Annotated in this window: 20 protein-coding genes; 15 read left to right on the forward strand and 5 right to left on the reverse strand. The window is 61.9% G+C overall.

Going from position 1 to position 20,045, the window contains the following annotated elements:
- Positions 1–54: 54 nt before the first annotated feature.
- Both KGB28_RS04785 and KGB28_RS04790 read right to left on the reverse strand, forming a co-directional pair.
- Positions 55–384: a YceK/YidQ family lipoprotein gene (locus tag KGB28_RS04785; RefSeq protein ID WP_223442869.1), complete on the reverse strand. Its 330-nt coding sequence runs from the start codon at positions 382–384 to the stop codon at positions 55–57.
- Between the two features lie 56 nt (positions 385–440).
- The gene (locus tag KGB28_RS04790) at positions 441–878 is read right to left on the reverse strand and encodes an Lrp/AsnC family transcriptional regulator (RefSeq protein ID WP_046038550.1); all 438 of its coding nucleotides are present in this window, start codon (positions 876–878) and stop codon (positions 441–443) included.
- A gap of 136 nt (positions 879–1,014) precedes the next feature.
- Here KGB28_RS04790 and KGB28_RS04795 point away from each other — a divergent pair, with 136 nt between their 5' ends.
- Positions 1,015–1,908, forward strand: coding sequence for a DMT family transporter (locus tag KGB28_RS04795; protein WP_223442872.1), 894 nt, complete (start codon positions 1,015–1,017; stop codon positions 1,906–1,908).
- Positions 1,909–1,923: 15 nt separating this feature from the next.
- On the opposite strand, the gene KGB28_RS04800 is transcribed toward KGB28_RS04795, so the two are convergent.
- Together KGB28_RS04800 and KGB28_RS04805 are read right to left on the reverse strand one after the other, a co-directional pair.
- Positions 1,924–2,964, reverse strand: a complete 1,041-nt coding sequence (locus tag KGB28_RS04800; RefSeq protein ID WP_223442875.1) for an FUSC family protein — start codon at positions 2,962–2,964, stop codon at positions 1,924–1,926.
- 44 nt (positions 2,965–3,008) lie between these two features.
- On the reverse strand, positions 3,009–4,634 hold the full coding sequence (locus KGB28_RS04805; protein WP_223442878.1) for an NADP-dependent glyceraldehyde-3-phosphate dehydrogenase: 1,626 nt from the start codon (positions 4,632–4,634) through the stop codon (positions 3,009–3,011).
- Between the two features lie 265 nt (positions 4,635–4,899).
- On the opposite strand from KGB28_RS04805, the gene KGB28_RS04810 reads away from it, so the two are divergent.
- The 3 genes from KGB28_RS04810 (at position 4,900) to KGB28_RS04820 (ending at position 7,986) form a co-directional block, all read left to right on the forward strand.
- The gene (locus KGB28_RS04810; RefSeq protein WP_223442881.1) at positions 4,900–5,286 is read left to right on the forward strand and encodes a c-type cytochrome; all 387 of its coding nucleotides are present in this window, start codon (positions 4,900–4,902) and stop codon (positions 5,284–5,286) included.
- A 22-nt stretch (positions 5,287–5,308) separates the two neighbouring features.
- The gene (locus KGB28_RS04815; RefSeq protein WP_223442884.1) at positions 5,309–6,703 is read left to right on the forward strand and encodes a D-arabinono-1,4-lactone oxidase; all 1,395 of its coding nucleotides are present in this window, start codon (positions 5,309–5,311) and stop codon (positions 6,701–6,703) included.
- Between the two features lie 74 nt (positions 6,704–6,777).
- Positions 6,778–7,986, forward strand: coding sequence for a DSD1 family PLP-dependent enzyme (locus tag KGB28_RS04820; protein ID WP_223443037.1), 1,209 nt, complete (start codon positions 6,778–6,780; stop codon positions 7,984–7,986).
- A gap of 119 nt (positions 7,987–8,105) precedes the next feature.
- Here KGB28_RS04820 and KGB28_RS04825 read toward each other — a convergent pair whose 3' ends face one another.
- Complete coding sequence (locus KGB28_RS04825; protein WP_223442887.1) at positions 8,106–9,050, reverse strand: transporter; 945 nt, start codon at positions 9,048–9,050, stop codon at positions 8,106–8,108.
- A 208-nt stretch (positions 9,051–9,258) separates the two neighbouring features.
- Between KGB28_RS04825 and KGB28_RS04830 the strand changes: the two genes are divergently transcribed.
- The 11 genes from KGB28_RS04830 (at position 9,259) to KGB28_RS04880 (ending at position 20,001) form a co-directional block, all read left to right on the forward strand.
- On the forward strand, positions 9,259–10,299 hold the full coding sequence (locus KGB28_RS04830; protein ID WP_223442890.1) for an AraC family transcriptional regulator: 1,041 nt from the start codon (positions 9,259–9,261) through the stop codon (positions 10,297–10,299).
- Positions 10,300–10,407: 108 nt separating this feature from the next.
- Positions 10,408–11,295 (forward strand): Dyp-type peroxidase, encoded by an 888-nt coding sequence (locus tag KGB28_RS04835; RefSeq protein WP_223442893.1) that lies wholly within the window; start codon positions 10,408–10,410, stop codon positions 11,293–11,295.
- A 16-nt stretch (positions 11,296–11,311) separates the two neighbouring features.
- Positions 11,312–12,280, forward strand: coding sequence for a Gfo/Idh/MocA family protein (locus tag KGB28_RS04840; protein ID WP_223442896.1), 969 nt, complete (start codon positions 11,312–11,314; stop codon positions 12,278–12,280).
- A gap of 231 nt (positions 12,281–12,511) precedes the next feature.
- On the forward strand, positions 12,512–13,264 hold the full coding sequence (locus tag KGB28_RS04845) for a GntR family transcriptional regulator (protein WP_223442899.1): 753 nt from the start codon (positions 12,512–12,514) through the stop codon (positions 13,262–13,264).
- Entirely contained in the window at positions 13,261–14,991 is a 1,731-nt protein-coding gene (locus tag KGB28_RS04850) for a fumarate reductase/succinate dehydrogenase flavoprotein subunit (protein ID WP_223442902.1), read from the forward strand. The genes KGB28_RS04845 and KGB28_RS04850 overlap by 4 nt, the downstream gene beginning before the upstream one ends.
- Before the next feature lie 26 nt (positions 14,992–15,017).
- Positions 15,018–15,263: a ferredoxin family protein gene (locus KGB28_RS04855; RefSeq protein WP_223442905.1), complete on the forward strand. Its 246-nt coding sequence runs from the start codon at positions 15,018–15,020 to the stop codon at positions 15,261–15,263.
- 314 nt (positions 15,264–15,577) lie between these two features.
- Complete coding sequence (locus tag KGB28_RS04860) at positions 15,578–16,984, forward strand: ABC transporter substrate-binding protein (protein WP_223442908.1); 1,407 nt, start codon at positions 15,578–15,580, stop codon at positions 16,982–16,984.
- 152 nt (positions 16,985–17,136) lie between these two features.
- A complete protein-coding gene (locus KGB28_RS04865; protein ID WP_223442911.1) occupies positions 17,137–17,919 on the forward strand; it encodes an ABC transporter permease in 783 nt (260 codons plus the stop codon).
- Complete coding sequence (locus KGB28_RS04870; RefSeq protein WP_223442914.1) at positions 17,919–18,767, forward strand: ABC transporter ATP-binding protein; 849 nt, start codon at positions 17,919–17,921, stop codon at positions 18,765–18,767. Before KGB28_RS04865 ends, KGB28_RS04870 begins: the two co-directional genes overlap by 1 nt.
- Complete coding sequence (locus KGB28_RS04875; protein WP_223442917.1) at positions 18,764–19,726, forward strand: HEAT repeat domain-containing protein; 963 nt, start codon at positions 18,764–18,766, stop codon at positions 19,724–19,726. Before KGB28_RS04870 ends, KGB28_RS04875 begins: the two co-directional genes overlap by 4 nt.
- Positions 19,723–20,001 (forward strand): DUF971 domain-containing protein, encoded by a 279-nt coding sequence (locus tag KGB28_RS04880; RefSeq protein ID WP_223442918.1) that lies wholly within the window; start codon positions 19,723–19,725, stop codon positions 19,999–20,001. Before KGB28_RS04875 ends, KGB28_RS04880 begins: the two co-directional genes overlap by 4 nt.
- The last annotated feature ends 44 nt before the right edge of the window (positions 20,002–20,045 follow it).

Raw genomic sequence — 20,045 nt, forward strand, 5'->3', positions numbered from 1 at the left:
GCCTTGAACTGAAAAACCCGCTCAGGCGGGTTTTTTATTACCACAAATCCAGGATTACTCTGCAATGACGATGCTGCCATCGGCTTGCTGGCGGTAGATGGTGTAGGGCAGCAGCAGTGTGTCCATCGCCCCGGACACGACCACGTCGAGCAGCACGATAGCGGGGGCGGGGCCATGTACCTGAGCATCCCGACCGTCTTCGAGGGCCGCGTTCAGGTAGCAGAAGTCGTAGGTCACGCCGCTGTAGATTCGTGGCACCGCGCCGCAATAACTCTTGTGGTCCTTGAGGCTTTTTGCGGCCGCTTCGTCACTGCGCACAACCGTCTGAATCGTGCCGCAACCCGCCAGCATCATTGCCACGAGTAGCATTGCATGAGTTTTCATGCCGTCAATCCTTCGCCGGAAACCGTCAATCTACTTCAGGCTGAAACAAATATCACTCACGCCATGGGCGGCAACCGGCGCTTGACCGGGGTTTTCTTGACGATCGCCGTATTGGTTTCAGCGTGGGTGTTGAGGCGGTCGAGCAGGGTGTCCAGTTGTTCCATCGAACGCACATGCAGGCGCGCAATGAAACAGTCGTCGCCGGTCACCTTGTCGCACTCGGTGAATTCGGGAATGGCCATGATTTGCCGTTCCACTTCCTGCAATTGCCCCGGCAGCGGGCGAATACGCACGATGGCCTGGAGTTGATAGCCAAAGCATTTCGGGTCGATTTCAACGGTGTAGCCCTTGAGCACGCCACGCTCTTCCAGGCGACGCAGACGCTCGGCGACGCTGGGGGAGGACAGGCCACTGATTTGCGCCAGGGCCTTGAGCGAGCGTCGCGAGTCTTCCATCAGCGCCGTGATCAGCAGCTGGTCGATGTCATCGGTCATGGCAAAAACCCCTGTTAGGCTTTTTTTCAAAATGGCCTTTATAAAAAAGGCAGATCCAGAGTTTAGCCTGCTTTTTGCTCTGGAGTAGCCCCTGGGTGCATTGGCATACTTTGGCCACAAACACAGGAGTCTGATGATGGACAAAACCCTACGCCGCGGTTCGTTCGAAATGACGGCCGCCATGCTGATCTCCGGCACCATCGGCTGGTTCGTGCTGGTGTCCGGGCAACCGGTGCTGGACGTGGTGTTCTGGCGCTGCCTGTTCGGTGCCGGCACCTTACTGCTGATTTGCGCGGCCTTCGGCTTTCTGCGCCCCGGCATTCTGACCCGCACCACGTTCCTGCTCGCCGTGCTCAGCGGTGTGGCGATTGTCGGCAACTGGGTGCTGTTGTTCGCGTCCTATTCCCGGGCGTCAATTGCCATCGGCACCGCCGTCTATAACGTCCAGCCGTTCATGCTGGTCGGGCTGGCGGCGTTGTTCCTCAACGAAAAGATCACCGCGCAGAAACTGACCTGGCTGGGCGTTTCGTTTCTCGGGATGCTGGCGATTGTCAGCGCCCATGGCAGCCAGGGCGAGAGCGGCGGTGATTACCTGATAGGCATTGCCTTGGCCTTGGGCGCGGCGTTTCTCTATGCGATTGCCGCGCTGATCATCAAGCGCCTGACTGGAACCCCGCCGCATTTGATCGCGCTGATTCAGGTCAGCACGGGCGTGTTGTTGCTCGCGCCATTCGCGAATCTTTCCGTATTGCCGCAGGCACCGAGCGCGTGGGCCAGCCTGGTGACGCTGGGCATGGTGCACACCGGCGTGATGTACGTGTTGCTGTACGGTGCGATTCAAAAACTGCCGACTGCGCTGACGGGCGCGCTGTCCTTCATCTACCCGATCGCGGCGATTTTCGTCGACTGGTTTGCCTTCGGCCATCGCCTGGAGCCACTGCAATGGATCGGAGTCGCGGCGATTCTGCTGGCCGCTGCCGGCATGCAACAAGGCTGGTCGCTGAGGTTTCGACGCACGGTGACGCCGTAACCCGCGACCCAGGCGTCAGATGTTCCAGCGCGACGCGTTGCTGGCCAGTCGCTGGCGCATCTCACTGACGTTGGCGGCCAGTTGTTGAGTCAGCAAGCGATAGCCGTCCAGCGTGTTGTAGACCGGCGCATCAAGGCTGACAAGCGGCACATCCATGGGCCGATTGAGCCGCTGGGCGGCGCCTGATTTCAACGCCCGGGCCATGCCGATCAATTGCACGCGAATCTGCCTATGCTCGGCTTTCAATGCCGTTCGCATCAGCGACATCGCCTCGGGGTCATTGGCATCCGGTCGGGTATTGCCGAGGATTTCCAGGGTGCTGACGCACATGCGCAGGTTGCGCTGGAGGGCATCGAGTTCGGTCATGGAAATCTTCACTTCCTTGGATACCGAGGGCATCAGTGAGCGAAGTTGCACCATCACCGCGTTCAGGCGAGTCATGAGTTTGAGGTGTTCGTCGGCGGTGATGGCCTGGCCGTCAATGATGCGCCCGTAGATTTTCGCGCAATCACGCAACGCATCGGCCAGGTTGTAGCGCCAGGAATAAACCGCGTACAGCGGCAGGGCAAAGGAAAACGCCAGGGCCAGGGCAATGCCGATCAGGATATCCACCCCGCGCCACAAGCCATCGGTGACCGGGTTGTCGCCGTGCCCGGCGACGATGAACACGGTAATCGCCGACAGCAGCGCCGTGTAACCCCCCTTGCCGATGGCGTGATACGAGAAAAACCCGCAGGCCACCGACATCGCGAAATAGGTCAGCCAGGGCATCCCCAGCCAGGCCTGTTGTGCCACCAGCACCAGGCCGACACCGGCGCCGATCAAGGTGCCGATGGCGCGCTCGGCGGCTTTCTTGCCGATGTTGCCGTGGTGTTGCAGGCCGCCGATCACCACCAGCATCGTCACCGACGCCCACTCACCGTGGGGCAGGTTTATCCCGGTGGTCAGCAGGATCGTTGCCAGCAACCCGAGCGACACCCGCACCGCGTGGATCACCCGGGCATGGCGGTAGCGCCGGTACGGGTCCAGCAGCGGACGCAGCACTCGGCGCAGCAAGGGTGGCAGTCGATGGGCTCTGGATGTACTCAGGCTGACTCTCCTCAGAAGATGTAGTCGGTGGTCAGAAAGCTCGAACTGCGGCCGCTGATGATCTCGCTGATCAGGTCCTTGTTGGTCTCCTGGAACTTGGTGGCCACCAGGGTGCGGATCGAAAACACCCGCAGAGCATCATGTACCGACAAGGTGCCTTCGGCCGAGTTCTTGCGACCATTGAAGGGATAGGTGTCCGGGCCGCGCTGGCACTGGGCATTGAGGTTGATGCGCCCGACCTGATTGGCGAAGGTGTCCACCAGCCGGCCGACCGCCACCGGGTTGGTGCCGAAGATGCTCAATTGTTGACCGAAGTCCGACTCCAGCACGTAGTCGATCACGGTATCCAGATAACGGTACGGCACGATGGGGATGACGGGGCCGAACTGTTCTTCCTGATAAACCCGCATCTGCGGCGTGACCGGGTACAGCACCGCTGGGTAGAAGAACGACGCACGAGCCTCGCCACCGTTGGGGTTGACCACCTTGGCGCCTTTGCTCTCGGCGTCCGCCACCAGCGCATGCAGATAGTCGACCTTGCCCGATTCCGGCAGCGGTGTCAGGGCTACGCCACTTTCCCAGGGCATGCCAGGCTTGAGGTTGGCGAGCCTGGCATTGAATTTGTCGATGAAGGACTCGACCACGTCTTCGTGGACAAACAGGATCTTCAGCGCGGTGCAGCGCTGGCCATTGAACGACAGCGAACCGGTCACCGCTTCACTGACCGCATTGTCCAGATCCACTTCCGGCAGGACGATGCCCGGGTTTTTCGCATCCAGGCCCAGCGCCGCGCGCAAGCGGTGGGGTCTCGGATGGAGTTTTTTCAGGTCACTGGCGGCCTTGTTGGTGCCGATGAAGGCAAAGATGTCGATCTTGCCGCTGGCCATCAGCGCACTGACCGTTTCTCGGCCGCTGCCGTAGATGACGTTGATCACCCCGGTCGGGAAGCTGTCGCGGAAGGCTTCCAGCAGCGGGCGAATCAGCAGCACGCCGAGCTTGGCCGGCTTGAACACCACGGTGTTGCCCATGATCAGTGCCGGGATCAGCGTGGTGAAGGTTTCGTTCAACGGATAGTTGTAAGGCCCCATGCACAGGGCCACGCCCATCGGCACGCGACGGATCTGGCCGAGGGTGTCCTGTTCCAGTTCGAAACGGCTGGAGCGGCGGTCGAGTTCTTTCAGCGCGTTGATGGTGTCGACGATGTAGTCGCAGGTGCGGTCGAACTCCTTTTCCGAGTCCTTGAGGTTCTTGCCGATTTCCCACATCAGCAACTTGACCACGGCGTCGCGCTGCTCGCGCATGCGCCCGAGGAAGGTTTCGACGTGCTGGATGCGTTCGGCCACGCGCATGGTCGGCCACAGGCCCTGGCCGCGGTCGTAGGCACGGACCGCGGCGTCGAGGGCGGTCAACGCGGTGTCGGCATCCAGCAGCGGCGTGCTGCCGAGGATCACCTGTTCGTCGCCATTCGGGCCTGCCAGGTACACCGGGCTGCGGACCTGGGCCAGCGGCCCGTCCCAGGTTCTGAGTTGGCCATCGACCAGGTACTCGCGCTGCTCGGTCTGGCCGTCAAGGCGGTACTTTTCCGGGATGTCGGCGGGGCTTGGGAACAGGTTCTGGAGAATATTGGCTGTGGTCATGTCGCTACCCCTCTGGATTGGCTGATGCACTGATGAATCGTTTTAGCAGACCTCAGCAACGCTTGTCATGACTCATCTCAGCGTTTTGCCGCACGGCGTGATGTCCGGGGACTTATCGGGCCTTGCGTCATGGCCTCAGAAGCGCCCCTTGTTGGCCCCCAATGCCCTCAACCCGCCCACGCGGGGTGCCTTAATGTTGACTCTCCTTGATCACAACAAAAAAAAGCTGCACCCGGCTGGCCGGGCAGCCAATGAGAGGACAGTCATGCGGGCAAGCCGATTAACTGAAAAGCCTAGCCTTTGTTTGGCCTTGGCGGGGTGTGTCTTTGCGGCGTTGCTTACGGGGTGTGGCGAAGAGTCGAACAACCCGCCGACCCGCAGCGAAGCAGGCGCCGCGAGGCCTGCCGACGCCGAGCTGGCGCAGGTCTACGACAACAGCTGCAAGCTGTGCCACGCCAACCCGGCGGCCGGGGCGCCGCTGACCGGCGACATCAAGGCCTGGCAACCACGGGTATTGCAGGGCGCCGACACGCTGCTCGACCACGCGATCAACGGTTACAACGGCATGCCGCCGATGGGCATGTGCATGCAGTGTTCGCAAGAACAGTTCCTGGCGCTGATTGCCTTTATGTCCGGCCAGCAAATCCAATAACAAGAACGGCAGGGTGCGATTCATGACGATGGACCTGACACGGCGTCAGTTGTTGCAACGGGCGAGCGTCATTGGCGCCTTTACCGCGTTCGGCTCGACGCCGGCACTGGCCGAACTGCTGCGTGCGCCACGCCTGATTCCCTGGCGCAACTGGTCGGGCGGCCAGAGTTGCCTGCCGGCGGCGCGGCTGGCGCCCAAGAACCTGGATGAGTTGACGCACGTGGTGCGCCAGGCCCCCGGCAGGATTCGCCCGGTAGGCTCGGCGCATTCCTTCAGCGCGCTGGTGCCCACCGACGGCACCTTGCTGTCGCTGAGCTATTTCACGGGTTTGCTCGATCACGATGGGAAAACGCTGCAGGCCGAGTTCGCCGCCGGTACGCCGATGTCACGCATGGGCACGCCGCTCAAGGACATCGGCCAGGCCCTGCAGAACATGGCTGACATCGATTACCAGACCCTGGCCGGCGCGATCTCGACCTCGACCCACGGTACCGGCAAGAACTTTCAATCGTATTCGGCGCATGTTTGTGGTTTGCAGGTGGTGACCGCCAGCGGCGAGGTGCTGGACTGCGACGCCAGCCGCCATCCTGAAGTGTTCAGCGCAGCCCGGGTGTCCCTGGGGGCGTTGGGCGTGGCCACCAGGGTGCGCCTGCAAAACCGCCCGGCGTACCGCTTGAGGGAGCGGCAGTGGATCGCCAAGACCGAAGAGTTGCTGGAAGACCTGGACAAGAACACCCGGGAAAACCAGCACTGGGAAATGCTCGTGGTGACCCATTCCGACTACGCCTTGTCGATCGCCCTGAACGAAACCACCGACCCGGCCACACCGCCGGTGCCGGCGGATGAGGAGGGCGGAAACGAGTTTGTCACGCTGATCGAAAAGATCGACAAATACGCCAGCGACTTCCCGGACCTGCGCCGCACCATGCTCAACAGCCTGCGCCACCTGGCCAGTTTCGATGACCGGGTGGGCGACTCGTTCGACATCTACGCCAACGTGCGCACGGTGCGTTTCAACGAAATGGAATACTCCTTGCCGGCCGAATACGGCCCGGCCTGTTTGCGCGAGATTCTCAAACTGATCCAGGACAAGGACCTGCGCACCTGGTTTCCGATCGAGTACCGTTACGTCAAGGCCGACGACATTCCCCTGAGCATGTTCGAAGGCCGCGACAGCTGTTCGATCTCGGTCCACCAGCATTACCAGATGGATCATCACAACTTCTTCGCCGCCATCGAGCCGATTTTCTGGAAGTACAACGGCCGGCCGCACTGGGGCAAGTTGCACACGCTGAACGCGAAAAACCTGCAGCCGTTGTACCCGCGCTGGCAGGAATTCATCCAGGTGCGGCAGGCACTCGACCCCAGCGGCAAATTTCTCAATGCACACCTGTCTTCCATTCTGGGGGTGATCTGATGGCCGTCAATCGCCGCAATTTCTTGCTCGGCAGCGCGGGTGTCGGCGCCTTGCTGGTGGGTGTCGGGGCGTGGCTGCGGCCGGGTGACCGAGGCGCGCCGTACAGCGATTACTTCCGTACGCTGAACCGTGAACTCAAGGACCACGGCCCGATGCGACCGGTGATGCTGATCGATCTTGATCGGCTGGATCACAACATCGATGTGGTGATGCAATCGGTCAAGCGCGCCGGCAAGCACCTGCGCCTGGTGGAAAAATCACTGCCGGCGCCGGGACTGCTGGCCTACATCGCCCGGCGCGCCGGCACCCAACGCCTGATGTCGTTTCATCAACCCTTTCTCAATCATGACGCGGTGCAGTTTGCCGAGGCCGACATTCTGTTGGGCAAACCGCTGCCGGTACGTTCGGCCGATTTGTTCTATCACTCGCACAAGGGGCCTTTCGACCCTGCGAAGCAATTGCAGTGGTTGCTCGATACACCGGAGCGTTTGCAGCAATACCTGGCACTGGCTCAAGGGCTGGGCACGCGAATGCGGGTGAACATCGAACTGGATGTCGGGCTGCATCGCGGTGGCGTCAGCGACCTTGGCGTACTCGGGCAGATGCTGACGCTGATCAGCCAGCAGCCGCAGCACCTGGAGTTCGCCGGGTTCATGGGCTACGACCCGTTCGTGGGCATGGGCGTGCCGGGGATTCTGGGCACGCCCGAGGAGCTGTTCGCCAAGGTGATGGTGATCTACAACCGCAGCGTCGATTTCACTCGTCAGCAATACCCTGGTTTGTGGCGCGAAGGGCTGACCCTCAATACGGCCGGCAGCCCGAGCTATCGCATGCATGAACACGAACAGCTCAGCAGCGAAGTGTCGGTGGGGACGGCGATGCTCAAGCCCACTCACTATGATTTGCCGTCACTGGCGGAGCATGTGCCGGCCGCCTATATCGCCACGCCGGTGTTGAAAAGCACTGGGGCGGTGAACATCCCGGCGTTGGATGACAAGTCCAGGCTGTTTTCCTGGTGGGACACCAATCAGCGCGAGACGTATTTCATCTATGGCGGTAACTGGATGGCGGAGTTCGAATCGCCAGCGGGGTTGCAGAGCAATGGTGTGTATGGCCGCAGCTCGAACCAGGAAATGGTCAATGGTTCGGCGGCGGTGGGGTTGACGGTGGAGGACCAGGTGTTCTTGCGCCCGGCCCAGACCGAGTCGGTGTTGTTGCAGTTCGGGGATTTGCTGGCGGTTCGGGGTGGGAAGATTGTGGAGAGCTGGCCGGTGTATTCCTGAGGTTTGTTGGGTGATTGTTCCGACGCCTTCGCGAGCAAGCCCGCTCCCACAGGGGAATGCATTCCAAATGTGGGAGCGGGCTTGCTCCGGGCGGCGTTCCGACGAAGGCGTCAGTTCAGTCAGAACGCATAGGGAATACTGACCTTCGCCCAAAGCATTTCCCCTTCAGGCCGGTTTTCCACGTCGAACTCCTTGGCCCAGCGAATCTCCGCGCTGGCGTATTCGAGAAAGGTCCAGTGCAGCGCCGGGCCAATGGCAAATACCTGGCCGCGCACGCCATCGTTCACGTCCTGGCCATTGAACTGCACGGTGTGGCCGAACTGTTTGTCGTCAGTGGTTTGCTTGAGGTAGTAGCCGTTCAACCCGAGCATCAGGTCGTCGGTGATCTTGAAACTGGCCGAATAGTCGAAGTGGAAAATCTGCCCCGATTTGTAGTCGGTGTCCTTGTTTTTCTCGTTGAAACTGTAGGTGGTCTTCATCGACACCTCAGTTCTGTCCGTCGGCAGCCAGGTGAAGGAGAACAAGGGTTTGTAGGTGTAGAAGTTGTTGCTGGTGTTGGCCAGGCGATCGACGCTGTATTCGCCGGTCGGCACGGTGACTTCGATGGCGGCGCCGAGGGTCAGGTTTGGGCCCATGTCCCAGAGAATGATCGGCGCGACCGTGGTGTCGCCCATGCCTTCGCGGGTGTCCTGCAAGCCGAACACCGAGACTTCCTGCTTGAGCCAGGGCTGCGCGATGTAGCCACCCAGCCGGCCGCCAAACACGCGCACCGGGCTGAGGTAATCCAGGCGCGGAATGACCGCCGTGGACTCGATCTCGACGTTCGGCACCTTGCCGCCGAGGGAGCTGATATTGAGCTTCGTGGCTTTGTAGTGGTTGTAGTAGAGGTTGAACGCAACCATGTTGTCCGGAAGGCTGTCGGGCGAAAGCGGCAATATGAAAAAACCGTCGGTGCCGGTGCCGATGTTGTCCACGCCAGCCTCGGTGGCCAGTGCCGGTTGCAGGGCGCAGACGCCGGCCAGGCCAATGACCAGTAGGGGAAGAGTCGTGCGGGTCGGGATCATGGGTGTACTCATTATTATTGTTAGCGGGTTGTCCGGCATCCATACGAGGGCCGCAACATAGAAATAAGCTGTCTGCGCCCTGCAAGGCAGGGTATTGGCGGCCATTTAGGGGGACTTCTGCGGACAGCCTTTGAACCCTGTGCTAACTTCCTTCGACATAACCGGTTACAAAAATAAGAATGCAGCTCGACCCGGAATGTATGGCCCCATGCAAATGAAAGTGATCGATCCCACCTTTGAACTGGCGCTGGTGTCGCCGTTTCTCCTGCAGACCCTGGCCGAAGTCGCTGAGCAAAAAGGCATCCACCCACAGAGCCTGTGCCGAGGGTTGGGTTTTACCTTTGAAGACCTGCAGGATCCGGCGCAGCGCATTTCCTATCGCCAGGCCGTGGCGATGATTCAGCGCGCGCTCAAGGCCTTGCCCAATCAGGGGCTGGGATTGTGGGTCGGCGCGCAGAATGTGCTCGGTACGCTGGGGTTGTTGGGGCATGTGTTGTCGCTGTGCAAGACCCTGCGCGATGCCTTCGAGCTGGGCATCCGCCATCAACACACCTCTGGCGGCATTGTCGTGTCGAGTGTCGAGGAGGCGGGGGATCGGGTGTTTATCGACGTTGAATGCCGCTTGCCGTTCGCCGACGTGCAGTTGTTCGCGGTCGAGGAGTTTTTCGCCAGCCTGCTGGTGTACGGCCGGGCGCTGGTCGGGGCGGAGTTCAAGCCGATGGCCGTAGAGTTCATGCATGCCGCGCCGGACTATCTCGGCGAATATTCGCGCCTGCTGGGGGCGGACGTGCGTTTCGGTTGCCTGCAAAACCGCATGGTGATCGATGGGCATTGGCTGGGTGTTCACTTGCCCAATCACCATTCCCTGGCCCTGCGTCAGGCCGTGAAATTGCTCGAACTGGAAGCCGCGCAGGTGCACCAGAAAATGGATCTGATCCAGGCGGTGGAACGGGCGATTGCCCGGGACCTGACCGAGGGCAGCCACATCGAGAAAATCGCCGGCGACCTGAACATGAGCAGCCGCACCTTGCGCCGCCGCCTCAGCGAACACGCGCTGACGTTCGAAACGCTGCTGGAGCAAGTGCGCCAGGCCCGCACCATGAGCCTGCTGGCCAACCCGGACATGTCCATCGAGCGCATCACCGAAGAAGTCGGCTACAGCGACGTGCGCAGCTTTCGCCGGGCGTTCAAGCGCTGGACCGGCATGAGCCCGAGTGCGTTCCGCAACGAAAGCCCCAGCACGGTCTGATCTTTTTTGGCGAGGGGGCATGTCCCCTCACCACAGGTTCCTGGCCTCTGACGACACACAAACCCTCGTACTCCGGTTAAACTCCATGCTCTTTTTCAAGGAGTTCATATGAGCCATTACCAGCCGGGCATTCTCGCCACCCCCGTTCCGCCTCAAGCCCGCCATATGTTCTTCGCCCTCGAATCCGTCGAAGCATTGCCGGTCGCGCTCGACAACTTGATGCAACTGGTGGACGGGAAATCGGCTGTCGTCGGCTTCGGCGAATCCCTGGTCAAGGCACTGGATGGGCAGATCGATGGCCTGCGAACCTTTCCGGCGTTGACCGGTGTGGGCGTCGACAATCCGTCGACCCAACACGCGCTCTGGTGCTGGCTGCACGGTGAAGACCGTGGTGAGTTGCTCAACCGCAGCAACGCCATCGAAGCGGCATTGGCCCCGGCGTTGCGTCTGGTGCAGATGAACGAAACCTTCCGCCACATGAACGGCCATGACCTGACCGGCTTCGAAGATGGCACCGAGAACCCCCACGACGCAGCCGCCGTGACCGCCGCCCTGGTGGGTGAGGGCGCCGACGGCCTGGTCGGTGGCAGCTTCGCCGCGATCCAGCAGTGGCAGCATGACTTGAAAGGTTTCCATGGGCTGTCGGCGGATGAAAAAGACAACATCATGGGTCGCCGCTTGAGCGATAACGAAGAGATCGACGATGCGCCGGTTTCCGCCCACGTCAAACGCACCGCCCAGGAAAGCTTCGCGCCCGAGGCCTTCGTGGTGCGCCGCTCGATGCCGTGGATTGAAGGCGACCGCGCCGGCCTGATGTTCCTGGCCTTCGGATTTTCCCTCGATGCCTTCGAAGCCCAACTGCGCCGCATGAGTGGCCTGGAAGACGGCATCACCGACGGTTTGTACCGCATCAGCCGTCCGGTCACCGGTGGCTACTACTGGTGCCCGCCGCTCAAGGACGGTCGACTGGACCTGCGCGCATTGCGCGTCGGCTGAGCCGCAAGGAGTGCCTATGAACCTGGTGCGCTGGGGCATGATCGGTTGTGGCAGTGTCGCTGAACGCAAAAGCGGGCCGGCCTTCTACAAGGCGCCCGGATCGGCGTTGGTGGCGGTGATGGGCCGGCGCCTGGAAGCCGTCACTGACTATGCCGCGCGCCACGGCATCGCGCGGGCCTACACCGATGCGCAGGCGCTGATCAACGATCCCGAGGTCGACGCGGTGTACATCGCCACGCCGCCCGAAAGCCATCACGCTTTTGCCTTGCAGGTGGCCGCCGCCGGCAAGCATTGCTGCGTGGAAAAACCGATGGCGCTGAATGCCGGGCAAAGCCGCGAGATGCAGCAGGTGTTTGCCGATGCCGGGCTGCACCTGTTCGTGTCCTATTACCGACGTTCGCTGCCACGCTTCCGGCAAGTGCGGCAATGGCTGGAGGAGGGGCGGATCGGCGAGGTCCGGCACTTGAGCTGGACCCTCACAAAAGCCCCGTCGGCAGCGGACCGGAACGGCACCGATAACTGGCGCACCGATCCGGCGATTGCCGGTGGTGGTTACTTCGCCGATCTGGCCAGCCATGGCCTGGACCTGTTTCAGTACCTGTTCGGCGATATCGTCGAAGTCGCCGGGTTCACCGCACAGCAGGCCGGATTCTACGCGGCCGAAGATGCCGTCAGCGCCACTTGGCGGTTTGCCAGCGGGGCACTGGGCATGGGCTGCTGGAACTTCGTCGCCGATCGCCGCGAAGACCGGGTCGAAGTGATTGGCAGCAAAGGCCGGATCACCTTTTCAGTGTTCGATGAGCACCCGGTCGAGCTGCACGCCGATGAGCACCTCAGCCAGACCATCGAGCATCACGCCCACATTCAGTGGCACCACGTATTGGGCATGAATGCGCATATTCGTGGCGAGGCACAGCACCCGGCCGTGGCCGAGCAGGCGCTGAAGACTGATTGGGTGATGGACCAGATTCTCAAGCGGCACTGAATCTTCAGGTCACACTTAACCCCCTGTGGGAGCGGGCTTGCTCGCGATGGTCGTCAACGATAACGCTGGAAGTCTGACACCCCACGGCGTTCTCGGGTTTATCGCGAGCAGGCTCGCTCCTACAGTTTCGGATTGCGCAGCGCATCTAACCTTATGCGCATTCGGTATTTCTCAAGCGTGTCATAACCTCTCTAAGATCACGTCATAACTCGTTATAACAAGTGATCTGCCATGACCGATAACGTTCTATCCCTCAGCAGCGTCCCGTTGTACACCCAGCTGCGAGACGTGCTGCGCGCCCGCATCCTCGACGGCGAATACCCGCAAGACAGCCAGATGCCTTCCGAAAGCGAGCTTGGCGCGTTGTTCAAGGTCAGCCGCATCACCGTGCGCCAGGCCTTGGGTGACCTGCAAAAGGAAGGGCTGATCTTCAAGATCCACGGCAAAGGCACCTTCGTCGCCAAGCCGAAAACCTTCCAGAACGTCAGCACCCTGCAAGGCCTGGCCGAGTCCATGACCGGTCGCGGCTATGAGGTGATCAACCGCCTGCGCAGCTTCAAGTTCATTGCCGCCGACAAGCTCGTCGCCGAGCGTTTGCAGGTCGCCGAAGGCGAGATCGTGGCGCAGATCAAGCGGGTACGACTGATCAATCGCGAGCCGATTTCCCTGGAGGTCACTTACTTGCCCAAAGCCGTTGGTGAGCGCCTGGAAAAAGCCGACCTGGTGACGCGCGACATTTTCCAGATCCTGGAAAACGACTGCGGCCTGGCCCTGGGGCACGCCGACCTGGCCATCGATGCGGTACTGGCCGACAGCGACCTGACTCGTGCGCTGAGCGTCGAACCCGGCTCGCCGATCATGCGCATCGAACGCTTGACCCACGATGTCGACGGCCAGCCGCTGGACTTCGAACACCTTTACTACCGTGGCGATGCGTTCCAGTACCGCCTGCGGATCGACCGGCAAAAAGGGGAGCAGGCATGACGCGCAGCACGTTGGAGCAGGAATACGACATCGTTGTCATTGGCGGCGGCACCGCCGGCCCGATGGCGGCGATCAAGGCCAAGGAACGCAACCGCGACCTGCGGGTGTTGTTGATCGACAAGGCCAACGTCAAGCGCAGCGGCGCGATCAGCATGGGCATGGACGGCCTGAACAACGCGATCATTCCCGGCCACTCGACGCCTGAGCAGTACACCAAGGAAATCACCATCGCCAACGACGGCATCGTCAATCAGGCTGCGGTGTATGCCTACGCCACCCACAGCTTCGATACCATCGAGCAACTGGACCGCTGGGGCGTGAAATTCGAGAAGGACGAAACCGGCGACTACGCGGTGAAAAAGGTCCACCACATGGGCGCCTACGTGTTGCCGATGCCGGAAGGGCACGACATCAAGAAGGTCCTGTACCGCCAGCTCAAGCGCGCGCGGGTGAGCATCACCAATCGCCTGGTCTGCACCCGATTGCTGACGGATGAAGAGGGCGCGGTCAACGGCGTGATGGGCTTTGATTGCCGCACCGCGGACTTCCATGTGATCAAGGCCAAGGCGGTGATCCTCGCCTGCGGCGCCGCCGGACGCCTGGGATTACCGTCCTCGGGCTACTTGATGGGCACCTACGAAAACCCGACCAATGCCGGCGACGGCTACTCGATGGCCTACCACGCCGGGGCCGAACTGGCGAACCTGGAATGCTTCCAGATCAACCCGCTGATCAAGGATTACAACGGCCCGGCCTGCGCCTATGTCACCGGCCCCTTGGGCGGCTACACCGCCAACAACAAGGGCGAACGCTTCATCGAGTGCGACTACTGGAGCGGGCAGATGATGTGGGAGTTCCATCAGGAACTGGAAAGCGGCAATGGCCCGGTGTTCCTCAAGCTCGATCACCTGGCCGAGGAAACCATCCAGAACATCGAAGAGATCCTGCACAGCAACGAGCGTCCGAGTCGCGGCCAGTTCCACGCCAATCGCGGCACCGACTACCGCACGCAGATGGTCGAGATGCACATCTCCGAGATCGGTTTTTGCAGCGGGCATTCGGCGTCGGGGGTGTGGGTCAACGAGAAGGCCGAGACCTCGGTCAAGGGCTTGTACTCGGCCGGTGACATGGCCGCCGTGCCGCACAACTACATGCTCGGCGCGTTCACCTACGGCTGGTTTGCCGGCCACAACGCGGCGGATTTTGTCGCCGGGCGCGAGTTTTCGACGCTGGATACCCGGCAGATCGAAACCGAAAAACAACGGGTCTACGCACCGCTGGACCGCGAACACGGTCTGCCACCGGCCCAGGTCGAATACAAGCTGCGCCGCTTCGTCAACGACTACCTGCAACCGCCGAAAGTGACGAAAAAGATGCAGATCGGCCTGCAACGCTTCAGCGACATCCAGCGCGACCTCGACCAGATCAAGGCCCAAAACGCCCACGAGCTGATGCGCGCCATGGAAGTCAGCATGATCCGCGACTGCGCCGAAATGGCCGCCCGCGCTTCATTGTTCCGCGCCGAAAGCCGCTGGGGGCTTTACCACCACCGCGTCGATCACCCGCAACGCAACGACCGCGACTGGTTCTGCCATTGCCACCTGAAGAAAGACGAAAACGGTTTGATGAGCAGTTTCAAGAAAGCCGTCGAGCCTTACATCATCCCGCTGGATGCCGACGAGATGCAGGCCTACGACCGGCTACGGGTCGGTGCCGATGCGGCTTGATGCCGACAACAAAAGAGAGACCGAACATGGCTTACCAACCCCAGGAAATCTTCTTCCGCTCCAACGCACCTGTCACGGTCGATGAAGACAAATGCATCGCCCACAAAGGCTGCACCGTGTGCGTCGACGTTTGCCCGATGGACCTGCTGGCGATCAACCCGGCCATGCAAAAGGCCTACATGGCCTTCGACGAATGCTGGTACTGCATGCCCTGTGAAAAGGACTGCCCGACCGGGGCGGTGAAAGTCGAGATCCCGTACCTGCTGCGCTGAAACACTGTCCATGTGGGAGCGGCGGTGCGACGATTCGACTTGCTCGCGAAGAGGCCGGCACAGCTGGCATCTCCATTGACTGAACGGACGCATTCGCGAGCAAGCCCGCTCCCACAATGGATCGAGGCCAGACGCAAGTCCGTGTACACCGCAACACCCTGTGGGAGCGGGCTTGCTCGCGAAGAGGCCAGCCCAGACAACAAAAAGCCATCCGGCAACCACCGGACGCCTGATTCAAGACACCCCTCGTTTCCCACCGCGCCCTGATCGTGGCGGAGACGAACATCCTATAAATGATTCGAGGGGAAACACTCATGATGTTGCGTGCAGCTTTGGCCGGTCTGGTACTGGCTTCATTCACCCTGTCGGCCTCGGCCGAAACCATCCGCATTGCCATCGGCACCCAGGACACCACCATCAACTGCGCCGCCGGCGGATTGTTGATTCGTGAACTCGGGCTGCTGGACAAATACCTGCCCCACGATGGTCCCTACAAAGACGCCCAATACGAGGTGCAGTGGAAAAACTTCACCAGCGGCGCCCCCCTGACCAACGAAATGGTGGCCGGCAAACTCGACTTCGGCGCCATGGCCGACTTCCCCGGCGCGTTCAACGGCGTGGCGTTCGAAACGGCGGGCAAGCACAGCCTGTTCATCAGCGTGCTGTCGGGCAGTATCAAGGGCAGCGGCAACGGCATCGTGGTGCCAAGCGCATCGGGCGTGCAGTCGCTGGCAGAGCTGAAAGGCAAGACCATTTCCGTGCCGTTCGCTTCTACCGCCCATGGCATGCTGCTGCGCGCCGTCGCGGCCCAGGGCTGGGACCCGCTCAAGGACGTGAACATCATCGCCCAGCCGCCGGAAGTCGCCGGCGCCGCGTTGCAGGCCGGCAAGATCGATGCCCATGCCGACTTCGTGCCATTCGCCGAACTGTTCCCCAGCCGAGGTTTCGCGCGCAAGATTTATGACGGCGCCCAGGCCAACGCGCCGACCTTCCACGGTGCGCTGGTTGATCAGGCCTATGCGAAGAAGTACCCGGAAATCGTCGTCGCTTACCTGCGGGCGAGTATCGAAGCCAACCAGCTGCTGGCGGCTGAGCCGGAGAAATACAGCGAGTTGATCGCCAAGGTCACCGGGGTCGATGCCGAGGTCAATTACCTGTTCCATGGCCCCCTCGGTGTGCAGACCCGCGACCTGAGCTGGAAGCCGGAATACCGTCAGGCCGTGGGCACCGCCATCGATACCCTCAAGTTGTTGAAGAAGGCTGATCGCGGTCTGGATCTCAACACCTTCATCGACGACCAATACATCCGCGCCGCCTTCAAGGCCTCGAACCTGGACTACAGCGCGCAACTGGCCAGTTACGGGCAGACGCCGCTCAAAGCCGTCGATGCCGCCAGCGGCAAAGCCATCACCGACGTCAGCCACGTAGCGGAAATCTGGGTACGCGGCGAGCCGAAAGTCCGCCAGTACACCTCGGCGCAAGCGGCGTTTGCCGCGCTGGCCAGCCTCAAGCAGGAAGGCAGGAGCATCCGCGCGGTGTACGCCCAGGCCAGTGACAGCGGGATCAAGTTGCTGGCGGATCAGGCGTGGTTTGCCACCGATGGCAAAGGGCAGCTGAGCGCGTTCCTGCTCAAAGGCCAGGCCCAACAGTTCGCCACGGCGCAGGGCGGCCAGGTCTTTGACTTTACTGATGCCACTGCCCAGGCCGTGGCAGTTCGCTAATCCCAAGCCCCCCTCGGGCAAATGTGGGAGCGGGCTTGCTCGCGAATGCGGTTCAACATTCAACATCTGAGTTGACTGAAACACCGCTTTCGCGAGCAAGTCGGATCGCCGCACCGCCGCTCCCACAGGGGCCAGGGTTGAGAGGAATAATTGTGTACCGATCATATTCACGCTGGATCCCCAGAGCCGCATCCTTGCTGCTCTGCCTCGTATTCTGGCAACTCGCCGCCAGCCACCACTGGAACCTCGGCCTGGTGACCTTCGCCAACGTCCCGACACCCGTGGCGGTCATTGAAGCCGCCCTCGGCCTCGGCGACTCGGGCAAGCTCGCGCAGCACCTGGGCAGCAGCCTCGGCCGGGTATTCGCCGGTTACCTCGCGGCACTGATCATCGGCGTGGCCCTGGGCCTGGCCATCGGCCGCTCGAAATGGGCCGAAGATCTCTTGCTGCCGCCCCTGGAAGTGCTGCGCCCGATCCCGGCGGTGGCATGGATTCCCCTGGCGATCCTGATGTTTCCCTCCTCGGAGCTGTCGATGGTGTTCATCACCTTCACCGGTGCACTGTTCCCGATCCTGCTCAACACCGTGCACGGCGTCGAAGGCGTCGACCCACGGCTGATCGCCTCGGCGAAAAGCCTTGGGGCAGGGCGCCGGGCAATCTTGCTGGAGGTCGTTCTGCCGGGTGCCGCGCCCAGCATCATCACCGGCCTGGCCATCGGCATGGGCACCTCGTGGTTCTGCCTGGTGACGGCGGAAATGATCTCCGGCCAATTCGGCATCGGCTATTACACCTGGGAGTCCTACACCATCCAGAACTACGCCGACATCGTGGTCGGCATGTTGCTGATCGGCGTGCTCGGGATGGGCAGCAGTCTGTTGATCACGCGTCTGGGCGGGCTGTTCACGCCTTGGCATCGACCGCGAGGAAAAGCCTGATGAGCGTTTTTCAACACCTGGAAGGGCGTATCGATATTCGCGGGCTGTCGATCAGCCTGGGCGAGGGCGACACTGCCTTCGAAGCGGTGCAGGGCCTCGATTGCCAGATCGAACCGGGGCAGTTCGTGTGCATTCTCGGGCCGTCCGGTTGCGGCAAATCGACCTTGCTCGGCGCCCTGGCCGGCCACCTGCAACAACGCACCGGCACCTTGAACGTGGATGGCGCGCCGGTGTCGGGCCCATCGCCACAACGGGGCATGGTGTTCCAGCAGCACACGCTGTTTCCTTGGCGCACGGTGCGCGACAACGTGGCATTTGGTTTGAAAATGCAAGGCATCGGCAAGGCCGAACGGCACAAGGCGGCGGATGAAATCCTCGCCCTGGTGGGCCTCGAAGGCTTTGCCGGGCGTTGGCCCGATCAGCTCTCCGGCGGCATGCAGCAACGGGTGGAAATTACCCGGGTGCTGGTCAACCGTCCGCGCCTGTTGCTGATGGACGAACCCTTCGGTGCCCTCGATGCCCTGACCCGGTTGAACATGCAGGAACTGCTGCTGGACATCTGGACGCGCATCCGCACCACCGTGGTGTTTGTCACCCATGACATCGACGAAGCGCTGTTCCTCGCCGATCGCTTGCTGGTCATGAGCTCGCGCCCCGGGCGAATCATCGAAGACCTGCGCCTGGACTTCCCCCGGCCGCGCAGCACGGAACTGATGACCCGCCCTGAATTCTCGCACCTCAAGCGCCATTGCCTCGAACTCCTGCGGCACGAAGACGGCCGGCAACTGCCGCGCCTGAACCCGCTCGGACTTCCCCCTGAAAACAAACTGCCGCGATTTGCCCTATGACCTCACTATTCGATGTAACCGATAACAACGACATTCTTGCCCTGCAACCGCGCCTGACCGATGAAGACCCTGGCGTGCGCCGGATCGCGCTGATCGAACTGGCCGATCTCGAGGAGCCGGACGGCCTGCTGTGGTTGATCAATCGACTGGCCGAAGACCCGATTGCAGACGTTCGCGCCGAAGCCGCACGCCTGCTGGAGGCTTGGGAGGACGAACCGGTGGTCGAAGCGCTGTGCCAGGCCCTGACGGATTCATCCCCGGCGGTGCAGGTGGCCGCTGCGCAAAGCCTCAGCCTGCTCAAGAGTGAAGCGGCGGGCCGGGTCATCCTGCCGTGGACCGGGCACGCCGACAGCGGCGTACGCATCGCCGCGTTCAGGGCGTTGCGCGAGTTGCGTTGCCCCGATGCCGCCGCTGCGGCGGCCCGGGCACTGGACGATGAAAGCGCCAGCGTGCGCCGCGAGGCGGTGGGCGTGCTCGGCTGGCTCAAGCAACTCGATGCCTTGCCGGCACTGGCGCGCTTGGCCAGCGCTGACCCGGACACCGACGTGCGACGCGCCGCCACCGGGGCGCTGGGCCTGGCGTCTGACGCACAGGTGCTGCCGGCCCTGCGCCAGGCCTTGCGCGACGACGCCTGGCAAGTCCGCGAAGAAGCCGCCACCACCCTGGGCAAGGTCGGCCACCTCGACGCCGGCCCGGCCCTGATCGACGCCCTGGGCGACGATTACTGGCAAGTGCGTCTGCGCGCCACCCGCAGCCTCGGTCGCTTGCGTTTTGTACCTGCCCTGGACGCGTTGATCGACACCCTCGGCCACCGTATCAGCAACCTGCGCAAGGAAGCCGCGTTGGCCCTCGGCGAATTGAACGACCCACGGGCCATTGCGGCATTGCAGGACGCACAAGACGACGGCGACCCTGAAGTGCGCAAGGCCGTGCGCATTGCCTTGAGCCAACTGCAATGAACCCGCTGGCGATTGGCAATTCCCGCAGCAAACAGCAGCTGCGCTTGAACTGGCCGGATGGTCGCGAACAGGTGTTCGAGCACGCCGAACTGCGTCGCCAGTGCCCGTGCTCGCAGTGCCGGGCGTTTCGGTTGCGAGGGATGGCGCCGATGGTGGATGAGCGGGTTCAGGTGATCGAATTGCATTCGCAGGGGTATGGCCTGCAACTGGTGTTCAGTGATGGGCATGAGCGGGGGATTTATCCGTGGGCGTACCTGGCGCAACTCACCCCTTGAATCACTGAAATCCAATGTGGGAGCGAGCTTGCTCGCGATGAGGC

The sequence above is a fragment of the Pseudomonas sp. BF-R-19 genome (assembly GCF_019956445.1).
GTDB classification, from domain to species: Bacteria; Pseudomonadota; Gammaproteobacteria; order Pseudomonadales; family Pseudomonadaceae; genus Aquipseudomonas; species Aquipseudomonas fluorescens_BH.

What these genes read in the sequence shown, in the direction of transcription:
- KGB28_RS04785 (WP_223442869.1), bottom strand. Translation starts at nt 384, where the DNA reads ATGAAAACTCATGCAATGCTACTCGTGGCAATGATGCTGGCGGGTTGC.
- KGB28_RS04790 (WP_046038550.1), bottom strand. Translation starts at nt 878, where the DNA reads ATGACCGATGACATCGACCAGCTGCTGATCACGGCGCTGATGGAAGAC.
- KGB28_RS04795 (WP_223442872.1), top strand. Translation starts at nt 1,015, where the DNA reads ATGGACAAAACCCTACGCCGCGGTTCGTTCGAAATGACGGCCGCCATG.
- KGB28_RS04805 (WP_223442878.1), bottom strand. Translation starts at nt 4,634, where the DNA reads ATGACCACAGCCAATATTCTCCAGAACCTGTTCCCAAGCCCCGCCGAC.
- KGB28_RS04810 (WP_223442881.1), top strand. Translation starts at nt 4,900, where the DNA reads ATGCGGGCAAGCCGATTAACTGAAAAGCCTAGCCTTTGTTTGGCCTTG.
- KGB28_RS04815 (WP_223442884.1), top strand. Translation starts at nt 5,309, where the DNA reads ATGACGATGGACCTGACACGGCGTCAGTTGTTGCAACGGGCGAGCGTC.
- KGB28_RS04825 (WP_223442887.1), bottom strand. Translation starts at nt 9,050, where the DNA reads ATGATCCCGACCCGCACGACTCTTCCCCTACTGGTCATTGGCCTGGCC.
- KGB28_RS04830 (WP_223442890.1), top strand. Translation starts at nt 9,259, where the DNA reads ATGCAAATGAAAGTGATCGATCCCACCTTTGAACTGGCGCTGGTGTCG.
- KGB28_RS04835 (WP_223442893.1), top strand. Translation starts at nt 10,408, where the DNA reads ATGAGCCATTACCAGCCGGGCATTCTCGCCACCCCCGTTCCGCCTCAA.
- KGB28_RS04840 (WP_223442896.1), top strand. Translation starts at nt 11,312, where the DNA reads ATGAACCTGGTGCGCTGGGGCATGATCGGTTGTGGCAGTGTCGCTGAA.
- KGB28_RS04845 (WP_223442899.1), top strand. Translation starts at nt 12,512, where the DNA reads ATGACCGATAACGTTCTATCCCTCAGCAGCGTCCCGTTGTACACCCAG.
- KGB28_RS04850 (WP_223442902.1), top strand. Translation starts at nt 13,261, where the DNA reads ATGACGCGCAGCACGTTGGAGCAGGAATACGACATCGTTGTCATTGGC.
- KGB28_RS04855 (WP_223442905.1), top strand. Translation starts at nt 15,018, where the DNA reads ATGGCTTACCAACCCCAGGAAATCTTCTTCCGCTCCAACGCACCTGTC.
- KGB28_RS04860 (WP_223442908.1), top strand. Translation starts at nt 15,578, where the DNA reads ATGATGTTGCGTGCAGCTTTGGCCGGTCTGGTACTGGCTTCATTCACC.
- KGB28_RS04870 (WP_223442914.1), top strand. Translation starts at nt 17,919, where the DNA reads ATGAGCGTTTTTCAACACCTGGAAGGGCGTATCGATATTCGCGGGCTG.
- KGB28_RS04875 (WP_223442917.1), top strand. Translation starts at nt 18,764, where the DNA reads ATGACCTCACTATTCGATGTAACCGATAACAACGACATTCTTGCCCTG.
- KGB28_RS04880 (WP_223442918.1), top strand. Translation starts at nt 19,723, where the DNA reads ATGAACCCGCTGGCGATTGGCAATTCCCGCAGCAAACAGCAGCTGCGC.